Here is a 16,860-nt window from a genome sequence, read left to right as displayed (position 1 = left end):
GGGATTCGAGCGGTACACCCGCCTCCCCAATGCAGCAGCGGTAACAGGCGGACACCATGAACCTCAATCTGATGATGAATGACGAAGAAGAGCTGAAGCCGCGCATCACTGTCTTCGGTGTCGGTGGCGCAGGTGGCAACGCCGTCAACAACATGATTCAGAAGCAGCTCGACGGGGTCGAGTTCGTGGTCGCCAACACCGACGCGCAGGCGCTGCAGCAGTCGCGTGCGACCTCGCGCATCCAGATCGGGCCCAAGGTCACCGAGGGTCTGGGCGCGGGCGCCAAGCCCACGATCGGCGCCAAGGCCGCCGAGGAGACGATCGAGGACATCGTCGATCACCTGATGGGCGCGCATATGTGCTTCATCACCGCGGGCATGGGCGGCGGCACCGGCACCGGTGCGGCGCCGATCATCGCGCAGGCCGCGCGCGAGATGGGCATCCTGACCGTCGGCGTGGTGACCAAGCCCTTCCAGTTCGAGGGCACCAAGCGGATGCGCCAGGCCGAGGAGGGTGTCGAGGCCCTGCAGAAGGTCGTGGACACGCTGATCATCATTCCGAACCAGAACCTGTTCCGGCTGGCCAACGAAAAGACCACCTTCACTGACGCCTTCGCGCTGGCCGACGATGTGCTGTACCAAGGCGTCAAGGGCGTGACCGACCTGATGGTCAAGCCGGGCCTGATCAACCTGGACTTTGCCGACGTGCGGTCGGTGATGGACGAGATGGGCAAGGCCATGATGGGCACCGGCGAGGCCTCGGGCGAGAACCGCGCCCAGGAAGCCGCCGAGCGTGCCATCGCCAACCCGCTGCTGGACGAGATCAGCCTGAACGGCGCGCGCGGCGTGCTGATCAACATCACCGGCGGCTATGACATGACCCTGTTCGAACTGGACGAGGCGGCCAACGTCATCCGCGACAAGGTGGATGCCGATGCCAACATCATCGTCGGTTCGACTCTGGACCCCGACATGGACGGCACGATCCGCGTTTCGGTCGTGGCGACCGGCATCGACGCCGCCGTCGCGGTGGCCGAGGTTCCCTCGCCCCGCCGCGGCATGGCCGCGCCGCTGACCCAAAACCCGCAGGTCGGTGCCGCCGCCGAGGAGCAGCCGGCGATCCCGGCGCGCCGCGTGGCGCCCCCGATCGCATCCTCTGCCGAGACGGCCCGTGTCGAGGCCCCGCGCCACGACCCGCGCGCCGAGGACGACATGCCGCAGCCGGCCTATCAGCCGAAGGACAGCGCCCGCCAGAACGCCGTGCGCATCGACGACGACGCGTCGGCCTTTGTCGCGCCCCGTGCGCCGCAGTCCGCGCGTGCCGGCCAGCCCGCACCCGAGGTGATGGACCGCCTGCGCCGCGCCGTGGACAACCACGGCCGGGTCCCCGCACAGCCGCAGCAGCAGCCTGCACAGCCGGCCACCAGCCGGATGAGCGGTCTGGGCCGCATGCTGGAGCGCATGGCAGGCCATGGCAACGACCAGCCGGGCGGCGCCAAGCCGGCCGCATCCTCGATCGCCGAGCGTGTGAACGACCGCGTCGCCGTCCGCGCCCGTCAGCACGACACCGACTTCGACGATCTGGCCAGCCCCGACTCGAACGGCAAGGACAATGTCGAGATCCCGGCTTTCCTGCGCCGTCAGGCCAACTGACGGATCACGAAACCGGCACATCCACTGGTTGCAAGGGCCGCTGCAAGGCGGCCCTTTCCCTTTGCCGTTCAACCGCTTGGGCGAAAACGGCCATTGGGTTGCAGGGCAGGGCAGGGGAATGTTTCACCCCGTTACAAAACGTTAATTGAATGCGTTCACTGCCGGACCTAGCTGGAGTGACAGAAGGGGCAAGTGCGCCCCACGACGAATCCGAAGGCAGGCAGATCATGCAGGCGACGCTGAAAGACACAGTGACATTGCAGGGCGTCGGGCTCCACTCCGGTGCGCCCGCGCGTCTGGTCATGCATCCCGCACGGCCCGGCCACGGGATCGTCTTTCGCCGCACCGACCTGTCGCCTGCGGTCGACATTCCGGCATTGTGGGACCATGTGACGCCGTCCAAGCTGTGCACGCTGCTGGACAATGGCTTGGGTGTGACCCTCTCGACGGTCGAGCACGTGATGGCTGCGCTGGCCGGCACGGGTATCCACAACGCGCTGATCACCGTCGATGGGCCCGAAATTCCGATCCTGGACGGTTCGGCCGCGCCTTTCGTGGACGCGATCCTGGACACCGGCATCGCGCGTCAGGCCGCACCGCTGCGCGCGATCCGCGTCCTGCGCACGGTCGAGGTCCGCGAGGGCGAGGCCTTTGCCCGCCTGTCGCCCGCCGACCACCTGGAGATCGATTTCGAGATCGACTTTACCGACGCCGCGATCGGGCATCAGGAAAAGCGTCTGGACATGGCCAATGGCGCGTTCCTGCGCGAACTGGCCGACAGCCGCACTTTCTGCCGCGCGTCGGATGTCGAGGCGATGCGCCGTAACGGCCTTGCCCTGGGCGGGACCTATCTGAACGCGGTCGTGGTGGATGGCGGGCGCGTCCTGTCGCCGGGCGGTCTGCGTCACGCGGATGAGGCCGTGCGCCACAAGATGCTGGACGCCACCGGCGATCTGGCGCTGGCCGGTGCGCCGCTGCTGGCGCGCTATACCGGCCACCGCGCGGGCCACGCGATGACCAACCGCCTGCTGCGGGCGCTGTTCGCCGACCCCACCGCATGGACCTGGGAGCGGTGCACGCCCGAGCTGGAAGGCCGCCTGCCGGGTGCGGGTGTCGCCGACTATGCACGCCCCGAACTTGCCGCGGCCTTTGCGGCCGAGTGACGGCGCGGGGCGCCGGGACCTTGGCCGAATTCAACGGATTGCCATTTTGCGCCCCCTGATGTTCTGTGCTAGAGGATCCCGGCAGCGCCGCCCGCACGCGGGCAGCGCATCGGCAAATCGTAGGGCAGGATAAAGATGGCGGGCTCGAAAATCTCGGCTTCGGTGGTGGCTGCGGTGCTGGCGGGCGTTGTCCTGACTGGCTGCGGCGGCAACCAAGACGCGGCGCAAAAGCAGAATCTGGACCGCTTTACGGCCGAGGAAATCTACAAGCGGGGCGAGTTCGAGCTGGAGAACAGCGGCGACCCCGAGGATGCCGTCGTCTATTTTAGCGAGATCGAGCGGCTTTATCCCTATTCCGAATGGGCCAAGCGTGCGCTGATCATGCAGGCCTATGGCAACCACAAGGCGGGCAATTACGAAGAGGCCCGCGGCGCGGCGCAGCGGTTCCTGGACACCTATCCGACCGATGAGGATGCCGCCTATGCGCAGTATCTGCTGGCGCTGTCCTATTACGATCAGATCGACGACGTCGGGCGCGATCAGGGCCTGACCTTCCAGGCACTGCAGGGGCTGCGGACGGTGATCGAGCAGTATCCCGACAGCGAATATGCCCGTAGTTCGATCCTGAAGTTCGACTTGGCGTTCGATCATCTGGCCGCCAAGGAAATGGAGATCGGGCGTTATTACCTGAAGCAGGGGCATTACGCGGCGTCGGTGAACCGGTTCCGCGTGGTGGTCGAAGAGTTCCAGACGACCACCCAGACCCCCGAGGCGCTGCTGCGTCTGGTCGAGGCCTATCTGGCCCTTGGACTGCTGGACGAGGCGCAGACGGCGGGCGCCATCCTGGGACACAACTTCCAGTCCTCGCCCTTCTATGACGACGCGTTCCGGCAGCTGCGCGGCCGCGGCCTGTCGGCCGAGGTGCGCGGTGACAGCTGGCTGACCAACGTCTATCGCCAGACCATCCAGGGACGCTGGCTGTAATGCAGGCCGTGCGCAGGGGCCGTGGCCCATGCTGAGATCGCTGGACATCCGCGACATGCTGCTGATCGACCGGCTGGAGCTGTCGTTCGGCCCCGGCCTGAATGTGCTGACCGGAGAGACCGGCGCAGGCAAGTCGATCCTGCTGGATTGCCTGGGGTTCGTCCTGGGCTGGCGCAGCCGCGCCGAGCTGGTCCGCCAGGGGGCGGCGCAGGGCGAGGTTCAGGCGGTGTTCGACCTGCCGGAGGTTCATCCCGCCCGCGCCCTGCTGGCCGAGGCCGGGATCACGATCGATGACGACGAACTGATCCTGCGCCGCGTGAACACGCTGGATGGGCGCAAGACGGGCTGGGTCAATGACCGCCGGGTGTCGGGCGAGGTTCTGCGGCAGCTGTCCGAGGTCCTGGTCGAGCTGCACGGGCAGCATGACGACCGCGGGCTGTTGAATCCGCGCGGGCATCGCACCCTGCTGGACGCGTTCGGCGCGATGGACCTGTCGGCGGTCCGCCGCACCTGGGCCGCACGCCGCGATGCGGACCGGGCGCTGGCAGAGGCCGAGGCCGCGTTGGCCGCCGCCCGGCAGGAAGAAGAGTTTCTGCGCCACGCCGTGGCGGAACTGGACAAGCTGGCCCCCGAACCCGGCGAGGAACAGCGCCTGGATATCGCGCGCCGCGCCATGCAGGGCGCAGAGCGCATCCGGGATGACGTGGCGCGCGCTCTGCAGATGCTGGCGGGAGACGGTGCCGAAGGCGCGATGGTCGACGCCGCGCGCTGGTTGGAGGGCGCATCAGAGCAGGCCGAAGGTCGACTGGACGAGCCCCTGGCCGCCCTGTCACGCGCGCTGATCGAGCTGGGCGAGGCCACCCGCGGGGTCGAGGACACGCTGGCCGCGCTGGATTTCGATCCGCACGCGCTGGAATCGACCGAGGAGCGTCTGTTCGCGCTGCGTGCCTTGGCGCGAAAGCATGACATCCTGCCCGACGATCTGGCCGGGCTGGCGCAGCAGTTGCGCGACCGGCTGGAGCGTCTGGACGCCAGCGAGGCGCGGATGGGCGACTTGCGCCGTGCCGCGCGGGACGCTCAGGCGGACTATGATGCCGCGGCCGATGCGCTGACCGCCGCCCGCACTGAGGCCGCGACCCGGTTGGACCGGGCCGTGACCGCTGAACTGGTGCCGCTGAAGATGGAACGTGCGGTCTTTCGCACCGTCGTATCGCCCGCCGAACCTGGGCCGGACGGGCGCGATACCGTCGCGTTCACGGTGGCGACCAACCCGGGCGCGCCGTCGGGGCCGTTGGACAAGATCGCCTCCGGTGGCGAACTGTCCCGCTTTCTGCTGGCGCTGAAGGTCTGTCTGGCGCGGGGGAATGACGCGCTGGTCATGATCTTTGATGAGATCGATCGCGGGGTCGGCGGGGCCACCGCCGATGCCGTCGGTCGCCGTCTGCAAAATCTTGCGGATGGTGCGCAGGTGCTGGTCATCACCCATTCGCCGCAAGTCGCGGCCTTGGGCGCGGTGCATTTCCGTGTGTCAAAATCGGTGACGGACGGGATGACCACCTCCACCGTCACGCCGCTGCCCCAACCCGAGCGCGTGGCCGAGATCGCGCGCATGCTGTCGGGCGACCGTGTCACCGACGCTGCGACCGAGGCTGCGCGCGCCTTGTTGGACGGTTAGTCCAGGATCCGCGGTGCGGGTCGCAGCACCGACAGGATACGCCCGTCTTCGGCATCGATCCGTACCAGATGGCCACCGACCACGGCATAGGTGTCGCCATCGGGCGCCTGAGACAGGCCATAGCGGCCCGGTGCGCTGACACGATGCAGTTGGTCCTCCTGAACGCTGTCACCGACCATCGGCATGGTCGCATGCCCGCCCAGACATTCCGTCGTACATGCCGGCACAGCCTGCAGGCCGCGGGTCGGCGTGGTGTTGGGGGCGGTCAGGGCGGCGAGGCCGAGCATTGTCCCGGCCGCCACGGCGGCAAGGGGGTGCAGCGGCGTCATCATATCCTCGGATCAGTTACAACCGGTCAACCCGGGATTGCCTGACGGGTTCCGCTGCGACGCCGCATGGCAGGCATGCCGATGCGGAACTGCCACGTTCAGTCGGGCAGGGGCCGCAGGATCGACAGGATCTTGCCGCTGCCGATCTGGATGCGGACCAGATGGCCCGATACGACGGCATAGACGCTGCCCGGCAGCTGCGGCCCAAGGCCCACGGCGCCGGGCTTGTCGATCTGGCGAACCTGCTCGGGCGCCGGCACCTCACCGACAGTGGGGCGCTGCTGGGCAAAGCCGTCCTGAGGGACCAGCGCGCATGCGCCGATCAGCAGGGCGGTGGAGAGACGTCGCAAGATCCGGTCCATGATGGCTGCACCCCGTTCGCAGGCTCGCCACCGCATATCACCACGGCAGGGGTTAACAACCCGTTCCGATCAACCGTTCCGCGCCGTAAATCGGGGCAGCATGGCCGAAAAATCCTGTCCCCGGCCGTCTTCGCGGGTGACGAAGTCGTCATATTGTTGATGCGCCAACGCCCCCATCGGGGTCTGCGCGCCAACCGATTCGGCCGCCTGCTGGGACAGGCCAAGATCCTTGAGCATCAGTTCGGCGGCAAAGCCGGGCTTGTAGCCGTTGTCCGCGGGGCTGACAGGGCCCACGCCCGGCGCCGGGCAATAGGCGTTCATCGACCAGCTATAGCCCGAACTGGTCGACACGACGTCGAACATCTTCTGGCGGTCCAGCCCCAGCTTGTCGGCCAAGGCAAAGGCTTCGCAGGTGGCGATCATGGTGACGCCCAGGATCATGTTGTTGCAGATCTTGGCCGCCTGTCCGGCGCCGCTGTCGCCGCAATGGACGGCCTTCTGGCCCATGACCGCGAACAGCGGCTGGACGGTGGCGAAATCGGCTTCGGCGCCACCCACCATGAAGGTCAGCGTGCCGGCCTGTGCGCCGCCGGTGCCGCCCGAGACGGGCGCGTCCAGCGCCCCCAGCCCCGCCGCGCGGGCCGCCTGCGCCACGGCGCGCGCGCTGTCCACGTCGACGGTGGAGCAGTCGCACAGGACCGCGCCCTGCTGCATGGCGGGGATTATCTGGCCGGCCACGTCGCGCAGGATCTGGCCATTGGGCAGCATGGTGAAGACCACATCCGCGCCCGACACCGCCTCGGTCGCGCTGGCGGCGAGGGTCACGCCCGCAGGGGCGGGGGCTGCGGTGTCGAAACCCGTGACCTGATGGCCCGCGGCGGCCAGGTTGGCGGCCATGGGCGCGCCCATATTGCCCAGTCCGATGAAGCCGATCTTCATTCTGCAGTCTCCCATTGCAGTTCGTCATCCCCGAGCGGGGCCAGCATCGCGCGCAGCGTGTCATCGGACGCGTCCCGGCGCCAGACGGGCTTGCGATCCTTGTCGATGATCTGGGCGCGCACGCCCTCCAGGAAATCGCTTTCGGCCGTGGCGCGGGCGGTAAAGCGGTATTCGCGCGACAGCGACTGCTGCATGCAGTCGTCGCCGCGGGCCGCACGCACCATCGCCAGCCCCGCCGCCATCGACAGCGGCGAATTGCGCCGCAGCGCCTCCAGCGATTCGTCGTCGCCCGCCTCCTGCAACGCGGCGGTGATATCGGCCAGGGTGCGGCCACCAAAGGCGGACAGGTCGCGCCGGTCCAGCGTCGCCGCGGGGGCAGGGTGGCCGCGCAGGCCGGTCACGTCGCCGCTGTCCTCCAGCATGGCGATCAGGCCCGGCCAGTCCGCTTCGGGAATATACATGTCCGCAAAGCCGGCATGGATCGCGTCGCCTGCCGTCATCCGACCCCCGGTCATCGCCAGGTATTCACCGATCCGCCCCGGCGCGCGACCCAGCAGCCAGGTGCCGCCCACGTCGGGGATCAGGCCGATGCCGCTTTCGGGCATCGCGATGCGCGTCGTGTCGCCGACGATCCGGTGGCTGGCATGACCGCCCACCCCCACGCCGCCGCCCATGACGAACCCTTGCATGAAAGCCACGATGGGCTTGGGAAAATCGGCGATGGCCGCATTCATGCGGTATTCGTCGCGAAAGAAGTCGCGCCCGACCTGGTGATCGCCCGCGCGGGCCGCGTGATAGACGGCGGCGATGTCGCCCCCGGCGCAGAAGGCGCGGTCCCCTTCGGCATCGATGATGACCAGCGCGACAGCAGGATCGTCGCGCCAATTGTCCAAGGCGTCGTGGATGGCGCGGGCCATGGCATGGGTCAGGGCGTTCAGCGCCTTGGGCCGGGTGAAGGTGATGCGCCCGGCGCGCCCGGCGGTGTAGATGGTCAGGTCGTCCATGTCAGGCCCTTTCCGCCAAAAGGGCGCGGCTGATGATCAGGCGCATGATCTCGTTCGTGCCCTCCAGGATCTGGTGGACGCGCAGGTCGCGCACGATCTTCTCGATGCCGTAATCGGCCAGATAGCCGTATCCGCCGTGCAGCTGCAGGCATTGGTTGGCGACCTCGAAGGCGCGATCGGTGACGTGCAGCTTGGCCATGGCGCAGAACTTGGTCGCGTCCGGCGCGCCCTGATCCAGCATCCACGCCGCTTGGCGCAGGAAGATGCGGGCCGATTGCAGGGCGGTCTCCATCTCGGCCAGGCGGAACTGCAGGGCCTGGAACTGGTCCAGCGATTTGCCGAAGGCCTTGCGGTCCCCCATATAGGCCAGCGTCCGGTCCAGCGCCGATTGCGCGCCGCCCAGGGCGGCTGCGGCGATGTTCAGGCGCCCGCCGTCCAGCCCGGCCATGGCATAGCTGAAGCCGCGGCCTTCCTCGCCCAGCAGGTTGTCGGCGGGCAGGATGCAGTCATCGAACTGGACCTGGGTCGTGGGCTGGGACCGCCAGCCCATCTTGTCCTCAAGCCCCCCGAAGGAGAGGCCCGGCGTGCCGTTCTCCACGATGACGGTGCTGATGCCCTTGGGGCCGTCGCCGCCGCTGCGGACCATGGCGACATAGACGTCGCTATAGCCGCCGCCGCTGATGAAGGCCTTGGTCCCGTTCAGCCGCCAGCCCTGATCGTCGCGGTCGGCGCGGGTGCGCAGGGCGGCCGCGTCCGACCCGGAACCCGGTTCGGTCAGGCAATAGCTGAAGATGCGGGTCATCGAACACAGGTCGGGCAGCCAGCGGTCGCGGGCCTGATCGCTGCCGAATTTATCGATCATGCCGCCGCACATGTTGTGGATCGACAGGAAGGACGCGACCGAGGGGCAGGCCATCGACAGCGCCTCGAAGACCAGCGTGCCGTCCAGGCGCGACAGCCCCGTGCCGCCGTGATCCTCGGAGACGAAGATGCCGCCCAGGCCCAGGGCCGCCACGTCGGGCCAGAGGTCGCGCGGGATGGTGCCCTGACGTTCCCAGTCCTGCGCGTGGGGCGCGATGCGGTCGGCCCCGAAATCACGGGCCATGTCGAAGATGGCCTGCTGTTCCTCGGTCAGTGCGAAATCCATCGGCAGCCCCTCCCCGGACCGGTCTGAATTGAACATCTGTTTAATTGCCAGATGTTGCGACAGTGTTGCAAGCGGTTACAGGTCGCGGGTGAACTCCTGCACCAGATGGCGGGTGACGGCGCGCAGCGCGTCGTCGGGGTCGGCCCCGGCCTGACGCGCGCGGGCATGGACGGCGCGCTGCGCCTCGGCCGCGGTGCCATGCGCCACCATCTCGCGCAGGCGGGCCACATGGGGCTGACAGTCCAGCGCGTCGGCATCCTGCGCAATCAGGCCCAGCCAGTCGTCGGCGATCTGGTCGAACGGGATGATCCGCCCCGCGCCGAAATCGATCAGACCCTCGGTGGTGCCATAGCGCAGCGCGCGCCAGCGGTTCTCGGCCAGCAGGAAGGGCTCGTATTGCCGCCAGCGCTGATTGGCGCGCGACAGGCGCCACAACATGCGCAAGGTGGTCTGGATCAGGGCAGCCAGGGTCAGCGCATCCTCGATCCGCGGGCAGGCGTCGCAGATGCGGGTCTCCAGCGTGGGGTATTTGCTGCTGGGGCGCAGGTCCCACCAGATCTTGCTGCTGTCCTCGATGATGCCCAGGTCGGTCAGGGCCTGGACCGAGCGTTCGAACTCGTCCCAACTGCCCATCTGCGGCGGCAGGCCGGTGCGGGGCATGTCGCCGAAGACCGTGGTGCGGTACGAGGCAAGGCCCGAATCCTCGCCCATCCAGAAGGGGCTGGAGGCGGAGAGGGCCAGCAGATGCGGCAGGAAATAGGCTAGCTGGTTCATCAGGTCGATGCGCTGCGCGGGGTCGGGGATGCCCACATGGACATGCATGCCGCAGATCAGCATGCGCCGTGCCACGCCGCCCATGTCGCGCGACAGCTGGTTGTAGCGGTCCTTGTCGGTATGATCCTGTTCGCGCCAGTCGGCCTGCGGGTGACAGGATGCCGAGATGGGCGCCAGTCCATGTTCGGCAGCGCGCCGGGCAACGGTGCCGCGCAGATGGCGCAGATGATCGCCCGCGGCGCGGATGTCGGCGCTGACCGGGGTGCCGATCTCGACCTGGCAGCGCAGGAATTCGGGGCTGACCTGCTCGCCCAGATCGGCCTTGAGCGCCTGCATCAGCGCCTCGGGCGCCGCGGCCAGCTGAAGGGTTTCGGCATCGACGAGGAGATATTCCTCCTCGATGCCCAAGGTGAAGTCGGGGGTGAGGTCGCGATCGGTCGTCATGGGTCCGTCCTGGTTGCCATGGACGCGCCGGGCTTGCGTCCCGCGACGTGCCGGGGGGCTGGCTGCCCCCCCGGACCCCCCGCGCAGCGCCCCCCGCATCGGGAGGACTGGCTCCGGCGTCAGTCCATGGCCTTGAAGTTGAACTCTCCGCCTTCCTTGATCCCCGACGGCCAGCGCGCCGTCACGGTCTTGGTCCGCGTATAGAAGCGGAACGCATCGGGGCCGTGCTGGTTCAGGTCGCCGAAGCCCGATTTCTTCCAGCCGCCGAAGGTGTGATAGGCCAGCGGCACCGGGATCGGCACGTTGATGCCCACCATGCCGATGTTGATGCGGTTCGCGAAGTCGCGCGCCGTGTCGCCGTCGCGGGTATAGATCGCGGTGCCGTTGCCGTATTCGTGGTCCAGGGCCAGCTTGATCGCGTCCTCATAGGTTGCGGCGCGGACGGTGGAGAGGACCGGGCCGAAGATCTCGGTCTTGTAGATGTCCATGTCCGGGGTCACGCGGTCGAAGAGGTGGGGTCCGACGAAGAAGCCGTCCTCATAGCCCTGCAGGTTGAAGTCGCGGCCGTCGACGACCAGGTCGGCGCCCTGATCCACGCCCGACTGCACCAGGCGCAGGATGTTCTCCTTGGCGGCCTTGGTCACGACCGGGCCGTAGTCGATGTCGTTGCCGGCGGTCCAGGGACCGACCTTCAGCTTCTCGATCCGGGGGATCAGCTTCTCGATCAGCGCGTCGGCGGTCTTCTCGCCCACCGGCACCGCGACCGAGATCGCCATGCAGCGTTCGCCTGCCGCGCCGTAGCCCGCGCCGACCAGCGCATCCGCGGCCTGGTCCAAGTCGGCGTCGGGCATGATGATCATGTGGTTCTTGGCACCGCCGAAGCACTGCGCGCGCTTGCCGGTCGCGGCGGCGCGTTCATAGATGTACTGCGCGATCGGGGTCGAGCCGACAAAGCCCACGGCCTGGATGACCTCGCTGTCCAGGATCGCGTCGACCGATTCCTTGTCGCCGTTCACCACCTGCAGCACGCCGTCGGGCAGGCCCGCCTCCTGCAGCAGCTTGGCCAGCATCAGCGGCACCGAGGGGTCACGCTCGGAGGGTTTCAGGATCATCGCGTTGCCGGCGGAGAGCGCCGGGCCCATCTTCCACAGCGGGATCATGGCCGGAAAGTTGAAGGGCGTGATGCCCGCGACCACGCCCAGGGGCTGGCGCATGGAATACATGTCGATGCCGGGGCCGGCGCTGTCGGTGAACTCGCCCTTCAGCAGATGCGGCGCGCCGATGCAGAACTCGATCACCTCCAGCCCGCGCTGGATGTCGCCCTTGGCGTCGGGGAAGGTCTTGCCGTGTTCGCTGGACAGGGCCTCGGCCAGCTTGTCCATGTCGCGGTTGATCAGGCCGACAAAGGCCATCATCACGCGGGCGCGGCGCTGCGGATTGGTGGCGCCCCATGCGATCTGGGCCTTGGCGGCGCGGGCGATGGCGTCGTCCATCTCGGCCTTGGTGATCAGCGACAGGCGGGCCTGAACCTCGCCCGTGGCGGGGTTGTAGACGTCGGAAAACCGGCCAGAGGTGCCCTTGTATTCCTTGCCGTCGATCCAGTGATGTATCTCTTTCATCGCGTCCTCCTGCAACTGTTGGGCGCAGCCTAGTCTTGCGGATTTGCGGAAGAAAGGGGAATGCTGGCAAAAGGGTTTTGCGTTTTTGCAAAGGACGGCGATGGATTGGGATGATCTGCGCATCTTTCTGGCCGTCGCGCGGGCCGAGAGCCTGTCGGGCGCCGGGCGCAGGCTGGCGATGGACGCATCGACCGTCGGCCGCCGCATCGCGCGGCTGGAGGCGTCGGTCGGGGCGGCGCTGTTTCTCAAGACGCCCGGCGGCTATCAGCTGACCGCCGAAGGGTCGCGCCTGATGGCCCCGGCCGAGGCCGCCGAACGCGCCGCCACCGCCGCAGCCGAGGCCGTCAGCGGGGATGCGGGCCTGTCGGGACAGTTGCGCATCGGGGCGCCCGACGGCTGCGCGAACTATCTGCTGCCGCAGGTCGCGCGCGACCTGTGCGCCGCCCATCCGGGGCTGGAGATCCAGATCGTGGCCCTGCCGCGCGTCGTGAACCTGACCCGGCGCGAGGCCGACATGGCCATCGCCGTGTCGCCGCCCGACACGGGGCGGCTGATGGTCCAGCGGCTGGTCGACTATCATCTGCACCTGGCGGGGCATGACGACTACCTGTCGCGCCACCCGCCGCTGGACCGGCTGGAGGATCTGCGCGGACATCGGATGATCAGCTATATCCCCGACATGATCTTCGACCGCGAGCTGGACTATCTGTCCGCGACGGGGGTCGAGGCGGCCCAGATCAGCAGCAATTCCGTGGCGGTGCAGATGCAGGCCGTGCGCGCCGGGGCGGGCCTTGGCATCGTGCATGATTTCGCGATCCCCTTTGCCCCGGGGGTGCGCCGCGTGCTGACCGGACGCATCGCGCTGAAACGCAGCTTCTGGCTGATCCGGCATGCCGACGACCGCGCCTCGCGCCGGCTGACCCTGCTGGCCGAGGCGGTGGCCCAAGGCATCCGCACCGAGGTCGCCCGACTGGAGGGGCAGCTTTCCGCGGCCCCCGATGGTCGCACTTGACGCGAACCGATTTGGCGAAAATGATGAAGGGGAACAAGTCCGAGGGAGGCCCGTGATGCTGGTCAAACAGTTGCTGTCGATGAAGTCCGACAATGCCAAGCCGTGGATCGATTCCGCGACGATCGTGACCATCGCGCCGACCACCACCCTGGGCGAGGCCGCGACGCTGCTGGCCGAAAAGCGCATCGGCGCGGTGGTCGTGTCCACCGATGGCCGGAGGCCCGAAGGCATCCTGTCCGAACGCGACATCGTCCGTCAGCTGGGCAAACACGGACCTGACGTGCTGTCCCAACCCGTCAGCGGCGTGATGACCACCCAGGTCCAGACCTGCACCACCGGAGAGGACGCGCTGACCATCCTGGAGCGCATGACCCAGGGGCGGTTCCGCCACATGCCGGTGGTGGACGGTCAGGGCGACATGCTGGGCGTGATCTCGATCGGCGATGCGGTCAGCGGGCGCCTGAAGGAGCTGGCGGCCGAAAAGGAAGCCCTGACCGGGATGATCATGGGCAGCTGACGCATCGTCGCAGCCGTTCACGATCTTGCAATCCGGGGTCAAATGCGGTTTGCCTTGGGGTCAGGACCATGACCCCAAGGACGCGACATCCATGCGCATCGGCCTTTATCCCGGAACCTTCGATCCGATCACGCTTGGACATATCGACATCATCCAGCGGGCGATGGCGCTGGTCGACCGTCTGGTGATCGGCGTCGCGATCAACCGCGACAAGGGCCCGCTGTTCGACCTGGAGGCGCGCGTGGCCATGGTCCAGGCCGAATGCGACGCCATCGTCGCCAAGACCGGCGGAGAGATCGTCGTCCACCCGTTCGAGAACCTGCTGATCGACTGTGCCCGCGACGTGGGTGCCAGCATCATCGTGCGCGGCCTGCGCGCGGTGGCCGATTTCGAATACGAATTCCAGATGGTCGGCATGAACCGTGCCCTGGACAGCAGCATCGAGACCGTCTTCATGATGGCCGACGCCCGGCGCCAGGCCATCGCCTCCAAGCTGGTCAAGGAGATCGCGCGCCTGGGCGGGGACGTGTCGAAATTCGTCACCCCCCCGGTCGCGGACGCGCTGCTGCGCCGCTATGGCTAGCCGCGCCCGATGAAGGGCATGTTGGTCGCCATCAGCGTCATGAACTGAACATTCGCGCCCTGGGGCAGCGTTGCCATGTGCCAGACGGCATCGGCCACGGTGGCGACGTCGATCACCGGTTCGGCATCGGGATCGCGGGCGGCGGCCTCGCGCAGCAACTGCGTCGCGGCATTGCCCACGTCGATCTGGCCGCAGGCGATGTTCACCGCGCGCCCGTCCAGCGACAGGCTGCGCGTCAGGCCGGTCACGGCATGCTTGGACATCGTATAGGCGACCGACCCCGCCCGCGGCGCATGGGCCGCGACCGAGCCGTTGTTGATGATCCGCCCGCCCTGGGGCGACTGCGCCCGCATTGCCGCAAAGGCCGCGCGCGCGCAGAGGAACATGCCCGTCACATTGGTCGCAATCACGTCACGGAAATCGTCCGGCGACAGATGGTCGGGATCGGCCAGCGGGGCGGCGCGTCCGGCATTGTTGAACAGGACATCCAGGCGGCCCCAGCTGCGGACGGCCTGCGCGAATGCCGCCTCGACCGCGGCGTCGTCGGTGATGTCGCAGGGCAGGACCAGCGCGCCGTCATGCCCGTCGGCGGTCTGGTGCAGGGGTTCGGGCCTGCGCCCGACCAGCCCCACGCGCCAGCCGCGGTCCAGGAACAGCCGCGCCGTGGCCTGCCCGATGCCGCTGCCGGCGCCCGTGATCAGAATGCTTCTCATCATTTTCTCCCGTGATCGCCTATCCCGTGACGGGCCCGCCCGCATGGGCACCCGTCGCCGTTCCGCGGTTCGCGCGCATTGGACCCGCATCGCAGGGGGACCGCAATCCATGAAAAAGGCCCGCGAAACGCGGGCCTTGTCGAGACGGGTGGCAGGGGCCGATCACTCGGTCGGCGGGGCCAGCTTCTTGGTGCCGCCGTTGTTCAGCGGGTCTTCCTGGCGCTGGACCGAACCCTCGAAATGGGCGCCCGATTCGATGGCGATGGTCTTGTGGATGATGTCGCCCTCGACCCGCGCGGTGGCGGTCAGGCGGACCTTGAGGCCGCGCACGCGACCGATGACGCGACCGTTGACGATGACGTCGTCGCCGACGATCTCGCCCTTGATGGTGGCGGTTTCGCCGATGGTCAGCTGATGGGCGCGGATGTCGCCTTCGACCGTGCCCTCGATCTGGATGTCGCCCTGCGTCTTGATGTTGCCCGTCACCGTCAGGTCCGCCGACAGGACCGAGGGTGCCACGCGCGCACGGGGTGCGGAGGCCGGTGCCTGCGCCTCGGGGGTGCTGCGCTCGGGCGCGACGGGGGCCGCCTGCGGGGCTGCGTCGGGGGTCGGGCGGGTCTCGGTCACGCGGGTCTTACTGAACATTGTCTGCTGCCTTGATGAAGCTCATCGGGTCCACGGCCCGACCGTTCATGCGCACTTCGTAATGCAGATGCGGCCCGGTCGAGCGTCCGGTATTCCCCATATCACCGATCCGGTCGCCTTGCGACACCCGATCGCCAACTTTTACATGGATGCGGCTCAGGTGGGCATAGCGGGTCTCGGTGCCCAGCTCGTGGCGGATCTTGATCAGGTTGCCATAGGCGCCGCTGCGCCCGGCAAAGGTCACGACCCCGTCGCCCGTGACGTGGATCGGCGTGCCGACGGGACCGGCCATGTCGATGCCCTCGTGCATGCGACCCCACCGGCGGCCGAAGCCCGAGGTATAGCGGAAGTTGTCGGTGACCGGCATGGCCAGCGGCAGCTTCTCGATCGCGATGCGATAGGTGTTCATCTGGTCCAGCGTGACGATGATCTGGCGGGCCTTCAGTTCGGTGTCGGTCAGCGCCGCGTTGCCGCGGGTCGAATAGGACATCGGCGTCAGCGGTCCGCCCTGCCCGGAATAGCCGCTGCGGATGGTGCGCAGAACCTCGTCCGGGTTCATGCCGACATTGCGGAAGACCTCGTCCAGGGGGGCCACGGACACGGTCACGGCGTCCTCCAGCTGAGTCAGGATCTCGTCGTTGCGGGCCAGGATCTGGTCGCGCTCGACGGTCAGTTCCTGTGCGGTCAGCTTGGCGGCCTCGGCCTCCTCGACGGCTTCGGACCGCTGGTCGGCCGAACTGCGCAGCTCTCCCGACAGGATGTCCAGCGCGACCGAGAATTCCTCGGTCCGGTCGGGGGCGGGGGTCGTGCCCGCATCGGCGGCGGCGACGGCGGTGTCGCGATCGGCCAGCGTGTCGCGCAGCGTGGACTGGACGGCAGCCAGGCCGGTCTCCATCTCGCGGCGGCTCTCCTCGGAGGAGAGGAGCTGCGACTGCATCTGCGAGACCTGGTCCAGCGCCACGGCAAAGCGCGATTGCGCGGCCAGCGCCTCGGCGGCGCGGGCGTCGCGTTCGGCCTGCAGCTCGGCCAGGCGTTCCTCGAAGGCGGCCTGGCTGCGCTGGATCTGTTCGCGGGTGTTGCCCGAGCTGACGGCGTCGATGACCAGGAAGGAACTGGCCACCAGCGTCCAGCCGAAGACCAGCGTGATGCCGCTGATGCCGACCATCTGGGTCACGGGGCGCAGTCGGACAAAGCGTGTCGTATCATCCGAGCGGAGGAAAAGGCGTTGCTCCGGCAGCCACTTTTCCAGCGACGCGTTCAGTCGATCCATCACCGTCATTGTCAGATACTGTCCCTCG

Annotated in this window: 17 protein-coding genes; 7 read left to right on the top strand and 10 right to left on the bottom strand. The window is 68.0% G+C overall.

From position 1 onward, the window contains the following. The first annotated feature begins 56 nt into the window (after window positions 1-56). The 4 genes from ftsZ to recN all read left to right on the top strand — a co-directional run bounded on the left by ftsZ (window position 57) and on the right by recN (window position 5,474). A complete protein-coding gene (gene ftsZ, locus SY26_RS05265) occupies window positions 57-1,652 on the top strand; it encodes a cell division protein FtsZ (protein ID WP_045999515.1) in 1,596 nt (531 codons plus the stop codon). 227 nt (window positions 1,653-1,879) lie between these two features. Next, window positions 1,880-2,815 (top strand): UDP-3-O-acyl-N-acetylglucosamine deacetylase, encoded by a 936-nt coding sequence (gene lpxC, locus SY26_RS05260; RefSeq protein ID WP_045999514.1) that lies wholly within the window; start codon window positions 1,880-1,882, stop codon window positions 2,813-2,815. 135 nt (window positions 2,816-2,950) lie between these two features. Continuing rightward, entirely contained in the window at window positions 2,951-3,799 is an 849-nt protein-coding gene (locus SY26_RS05255) for an outer membrane protein assembly factor BamD (RefSeq protein WP_045999513.1), read from the top strand. Between the two features lie 28 nt (window positions 3,800-3,827). After that, window positions 3,828-5,474 carry a DNA repair protein RecN gene (gene recN / locus SY26_RS05250; RefSeq protein ID WP_045981150.1) on the top strand — a complete coding sequence of 549 codons (1,647 nt, stop codon included), beginning with the start codon at window positions 3,828-3,830 and terminating at the stop codon, window positions 5,472-5,474. On the opposite strand, the gene SY26_RS19805 is transcribed toward recN, so the two are convergent. The 7 genes from SY26_RS19805 to SY26_RS05215 all read right to left on the bottom strand — a co-directional run bounded on the left by SY26_RS19805 (window position 5,471) and on the right by SY26_RS05215 (window position 12,092). Next, on the bottom strand, window positions 5,471-5,806 hold the full coding sequence (locus tag SY26_RS19805; protein WP_052715131.1) for a hypothetical protein: 336 nt from the start codon (window positions 5,804-5,806) through the stop codon (window positions 5,471-5,473). The two genes, recN and SY26_RS19805, sit on opposite strands and share 4 nt — an antisense overlap. Before the next feature lie 95 nt (window positions 5,807-5,901). Further along, complete coding sequence (locus SY26_RS05240) at window positions 5,902-6,153, bottom strand: hypothetical protein (RefSeq protein WP_127898166.1); 252 nt, start codon at window positions 6,151-6,153, stop codon at window positions 5,902-5,904. Between the two features lie 81 nt (window positions 6,154-6,234). After that, the gene (gene mmsB / locus SY26_RS05235) at window positions 6,235-7,104 is read right to left on the bottom strand and encodes a 3-hydroxyisobutyrate dehydrogenase (RefSeq protein ID WP_045999511.1); all 870 of its coding nucleotides are present in this window, start codon (window positions 7,102-7,104) and stop codon (window positions 6,235-6,237) included. Next, complete coding sequence (locus SY26_RS05230) at window positions 7,101-8,108, bottom strand: enoyl-CoA hydratase/isomerase family protein (RefSeq protein WP_045999510.1); 1,008 nt, start codon at window positions 8,106-8,108, stop codon at window positions 7,101-7,103. The genes mmsB and SY26_RS05230 overlap by 4 nt, the downstream gene beginning before the upstream one ends. Before the next feature lies 1 nt (window position 8,109). After that, on the bottom strand, window positions 8,110-9,255 hold the full coding sequence (locus tag SY26_RS05225; protein WP_045999509.1) for an acyl-CoA dehydrogenase family protein: 1,146 nt from the start codon (window positions 9,253-9,255) through the stop codon (window positions 8,110-8,112). A gap of 75 nt (window positions 9,256-9,330) precedes the next feature. Beyond that, the gene (locus SY26_RS05220) at window positions 9,331-10,473 is read right to left on the bottom strand and encodes a carboxylate-amine ligase (RefSeq protein ID WP_045999508.1); all 1,143 of its coding nucleotides are present in this window, start codon (window positions 10,471-10,473) and stop codon (window positions 9,331-9,333) included. A gap of 119 nt (window positions 10,474-10,592) precedes the next feature. Continuing rightward, entirely contained in the window at window positions 10,593-12,092 is a 1,500-nt protein-coding gene (locus tag SY26_RS05215; RefSeq protein WP_045999507.1) for a CoA-acylating methylmalonate-semialdehyde dehydrogenase, read from the bottom strand. 100 nt (window positions 12,093-12,192) lie between these two features. Here SY26_RS05215 and SY26_RS05210 point away from each other — a divergent pair, with 100 nt between their 5' ends. The 3 genes from SY26_RS05210 to coaD all read left to right on the top strand — a co-directional run bounded on the left by SY26_RS05210 (window position 12,193) and on the right by coaD (window position 14,204). Further along, complete coding sequence (locus SY26_RS05210; protein ID WP_045999506.1) at window positions 12,193-13,104, top strand: LysR family transcriptional regulator; 912 nt, start codon at window positions 12,193-12,195, stop codon at window positions 13,102-13,104. A 55-nt stretch (window positions 13,105-13,159) separates the two neighbouring features. Further along, on the top strand, window positions 13,160-13,621 hold the full coding sequence (locus SY26_RS05205; protein ID WP_045981159.1) for a CBS domain-containing protein: 462 nt from the start codon (window positions 13,160-13,162) through the stop codon (window positions 13,619-13,621). 91 nt (window positions 13,622-13,712) lie between these two features. Beyond that, window positions 13,713-14,204: a pantetheine-phosphate adenylyltransferase gene (gene coaD, locus SY26_RS05200; RefSeq protein WP_045999505.1), complete on the top strand. Its 492-nt coding sequence runs from the start codon at window positions 13,713-13,715 to the stop codon at window positions 14,202-14,204. Here coaD and SY26_RS05195 read toward each other — a convergent pair. The 3 genes from SY26_RS05195 to SY26_RS05185 form a co-directional block, all read right to left on the bottom strand. Further along, a complete protein-coding gene (locus tag SY26_RS05195) occupies window positions 14,201-14,917 on the bottom strand; it encodes an SDR family oxidoreductase (RefSeq protein WP_045999504.1) in 717 nt (238 codons plus the stop codon). The two genes, coaD and SY26_RS05195, sit on opposite strands and share 4 nt — an antisense overlap. A gap of 162 nt (window positions 14,918-15,079) precedes the next feature. Beyond that, complete coding sequence (locus SY26_RS05190) at window positions 15,080-15,562, bottom strand: polymer-forming cytoskeletal protein (RefSeq protein WP_045999503.1); 483 nt, start codon at window positions 15,560-15,562, stop codon at window positions 15,080-15,082. Further along, window positions 15,552-16,832, bottom strand: coding sequence for a DUF5930 domain-containing protein (locus SY26_RS05185; protein ID WP_045981163.1), 1,281 nt, complete (start codon window positions 16,830-16,832; stop codon window positions 15,552-15,554). The genes SY26_RS05190 and SY26_RS05185 overlap by 11 nt, the downstream gene beginning before the upstream one ends. Window positions 16,833-16,860: the final 28 nt, after the last annotated feature.

Origin of the sequence: Paracoccus sp. 228 (genome assembly GCF_000967825.1) — a bacterium.
Taxonomy (GTDB): Bacteria; Pseudomonadota; Alphaproteobacteria; order Rhodobacterales; family Rhodobacteraceae; genus Paracoccus; species Paracoccus marcusii.
This window is presented reverse-complemented; position numbering and strand designations above follow the sequence as displayed.

Bases quoted from the DNA above. Each gene is read 5' to 3' on its own strand.
- SY26_RS05210 (WP_045999506.1), top strand. From the start codon at position 12,193: ATGGATTGGGATGATCTGCGCATCTTTCTGGCCGTCGCGCGGGCCGAG.
- SY26_RS05185 (WP_045981163.1), bottom strand. From the start codon at position 16,832: ATGGATCGACTGAACGCGTCGCTGGAAAAGTGGCTGCCGGAGCAACGC.
- SY26_RS19805 (WP_052715131.1), bottom strand. From the start codon at position 5,806: ATGATGACGCCGCTGCACCCCCTTGCCGCCGTGGCGGCCGGGACAATG.
- recN (WP_045981150.1), top strand. From the start codon at position 3,828: ATGCTGAGATCGCTGGACATCCGCGACATGCTGCTGATCGACCGGCTG.
- SY26_RS05255 (WP_045999513.1), top strand. From the start codon at position 2,951: ATGGCGGGCTCGAAAATCTCGGCTTCGGTGGTGGCTGCGGTGCTGGCG.
- ftsZ (WP_045999515.1), top strand. From the start codon at position 57: ATGAACCTCAATCTGATGATGAATGACGAAGAAGAGCTGAAGCCGCGC.
- lpxC (WP_045999514.1), top strand. From the start codon at position 1,880: ATGCAGGCGACGCTGAAAGACACAGTGACATTGCAGGGCGTCGGGCTC.
- SY26_RS05215 (WP_045999507.1), bottom strand. From the start codon at position 12,092: ATGAAAGAGATACATCACTGGATCGACGGCAAGGAATACAAGGGCACC.
- SY26_RS05195 (WP_045999504.1), bottom strand. From the start codon at position 14,917: ATGAGAAGCATTCTGATCACGGGCGCCGGCAGCGGCATCGGGCAGGCC.
- coaD (WP_045999505.1), top strand. From the start codon at position 13,713: ATGCGCATCGGCCTTTATCCCGGAACCTTCGATCCGATCACGCTTGGA.
- SY26_RS05205 (WP_045981159.1), top strand. From the start codon at position 13,160: ATGCTGGTCAAACAGTTGCTGTCGATGAAGTCCGACAATGCCAAGCCG.
- mmsB (WP_045999511.1), bottom strand. From the start codon at position 7,104: ATGAAGATCGGCTTCATCGGACTGGGCAATATGGGCGCGCCCATGGCC.
- SY26_RS05220 (WP_045999508.1), bottom strand. From the start codon at position 10,473: ATGACGACCGATCGCGACCTCACCCCCGACTTCACCTTGGGCATCGAG.
- SY26_RS05225 (WP_045999509.1), bottom strand. From the start codon at position 9,255: ATGGATTTCGCACTGACCGAGGAACAGCAGGCCATCTTCGACATGGCC.
- SY26_RS05230 (WP_045999510.1), bottom strand. From the start codon at position 8,108: ATGGACGACCTGACCATCTACACCGCCGGGCGCGCCGGGCGCATCACC.
- SY26_RS05190 (WP_045999503.1), bottom strand. From the start codon at position 15,562: ATGTTCAGTAAGACCCGCGTGACCGAGACCCGCCCGACCCCCGACGCA.